Consider the following 2,159-nt stretch of genomic DNA (forward strand, 5'->3'; position numbering starts at 1 on the left):
CGTGTCACTGGTTTTATTGCTGCTACCGGTAAGTAAACGCTTTGAATTTTCCACAGTAGCGAAACAGACAGAGTTACTTTTTTCGGGTAAATAACAATTGGAAAGGCAGGCGGAGCTGGCTGGCGTTTATGAGTCTGGTTGCTGACAGACTTTACGTTTGTGTCAGTAATCAGGCCCTGATTACTGACAATAAAAAACCCCGCCGAAGCGAGGTCAGTATGGTTTAGCGTGGGCCCGTAGTCGAGCTTCTTCGATTTGTGAATGGAATGTTAACTGTGTATTTGACATAAATCAAGTAAATTCTTTCAATCACGTTCATCGATTTCATTTTTACCCATGAAAACGGAATTCTTGCTATACTCGCCGCCAATTTCAGTATCCATATTTAGTACTTGGGGATAAGCATGGCAGATTCGAGCGGCACAGTTGAACGCCCAGCCTTAAAAAACGACCGTTACCTTCGCGCATTATTAAAACAACCGGTAGACATGACGCCGGTGTGGATGATGCGTCAGGCTGGCCGTTATTTACCAGAATATAAAGCCACACGCGCTGAAGCCGGTGACTTTATGTCGCTGTGTAAAAATGCTGAGTTAGCCTGTGAAGTTACGCTACAGCCACTGCGCCGCTTTCCGCTAGACGCTGCTATCTTATTCTCAGACATTCTTACCATTCCGGATGCCATGGGGCTCGGTTTGTACTTTGAAGCTGGCGAAGGTCCGCGTTTTAAAAAGCCTATTGAAAGCAAAGCCGATGTTGCGAAACTAGGTGTGCCTGATCCGGAAGGTGAGCTGCAATATGTAATGAATGCCGTGCGCACCATTCGACGCGAACTCAAAGGTGATGTCCCGTTAATCGGTTTCTCTGGTAGTCCGTGGACATTGGCAACCTACATGGTGGAAGGCGGCTCAAGTAAAGCCTTCACCAAAATCAAGAAAATGGCGTTCAGCGAGCCACAAACCCTGCATGCGTTGTTGTCTGTGCTGGCTGATTCTGTTACCTCGTACCTGAATGCGCAAATTGCCGCAGGTGCCCAGTCAGTGATGATCTTTGATACCTGGGGCGGCGTGTTGTCTCCTCGTGATTACAAAGAATTCTCATTGCAGTACATGCATAAGATCGTTGATGGCCTGACACGCGAAAGCGAAGGTCGCAAAGTACCGGTTACGCTGTTTACTAAAAACGGTGGCATGTGGTTAGAAGCCATTGCAGCGACGGGCTGTGATGCGGTGGGCCTGGATTGGACCATTGATATTGCCGATGCGAAAGCGCGCGTTGGTGATAAAGTTGCTCTGCAAGGTAATATGGATCCGTCGATGCTGTATGCACAGCCTGCGCGTATCGAACAGGAAGTTGCCGATATTCTGGCTGGCTTCGGTGATGGCACTGGACACGTATTTAACCTGGGCCATGGTATTCACCTGGATGTGCCACCTGAGCATGCCGGTGTGTTTGTAGAAGCGGTTCATCGCCTGAGCAAGCCTTACCACAAGTAATGTAACCTGTGACGCCTGGTGAAATGTGTTGCATCAGGCGTCGCGTGGCAGTCCTTTCTCTATTGTGCGCACCAACCGGGTTATTTGGCGCGGTCTGGTAAGCATTTCTCCAGCTTTTTGTTGCTGTTGTTGTATCGCCCATTCAAGATGCGGTCGCAGCACATCGCCTGCACCGTACAGCGCTTCGGTTAGCAAAGTTACATAACGTTCGTCATAGCCCGCGTTACCCATGGCGACACTGATATTGCGTCGCCACTTCGTGAACCCAATACGGCGAATCGGTGAGCCTTCGGTATTCGTTAAAAATGTGTGTTCATCCCAACTAAATAGCGCAGCTAAACTTTGCCCGTGCAGTACCTTTCGAGGATGAAAATCAGCTTCTTCGGTTAGTGGCGCGTAGCGATTCCAGGGGCAAATTAGCTGGCAGTCATCACAGCCGTATATGCGGTTGCCCATGGGTTTGCGCAATGCCTCAGGGATCACGCCATCGTACTCTATGGTTAAATACGATATACACCGGCGGGCGTCTACTACATAAGGCGCCACTATAGCCTGAGTAGGGCAGATGGTCAGGCAAGCTGTGCAGGTACGACAGTGCTCTTCTGTTGTAGGCGGGTCTACTGGCAAAGGTAGATTAATAAATAGCTCACCAAGGAAAAACCA

2 protein-coding genes are annotated in these 2,159 nt (G+C 49.2%); one reads left to right on the forward strand and one right to left on the reverse strand.

Translation table 11 applies throughout. From position 1 onward, the window contains the following. Positions 1–404: 404 nt before the first annotated feature. Positions 405–1,496 (forward strand): uroporphyrinogen decarboxylase, encoded by a 1,092-nt coding sequence (gene hemE, locus ACLR2L_RS20010; protein WP_413370762.1) that lies wholly within the window; start codon positions 405–407, stop codon positions 1,494–1,496. A gap of 33 nt (positions 1,497–1,529) precedes the next feature. Here hemE and queG read toward each other — a convergent pair. After that, positions 1,530–2,159 (reverse strand): tRNA epoxyqueuosine(34) reductase QueG (queG, locus tag ACLR2L_RS20015; protein WP_413370764.1); only part of this gene is annotated, 630 nt, incomplete at its 5' end.

The sequence above is a fragment of the Alteromonas sp. AMM-1 genome, from assembly GCF_047290655.1.
Taxonomy (GTDB): domain Bacteria; phylum Pseudomonadota; class Gammaproteobacteria; order Enterobacterales; family Alteromonadaceae; genus Alteromonas; species Alteromonas mangrovi.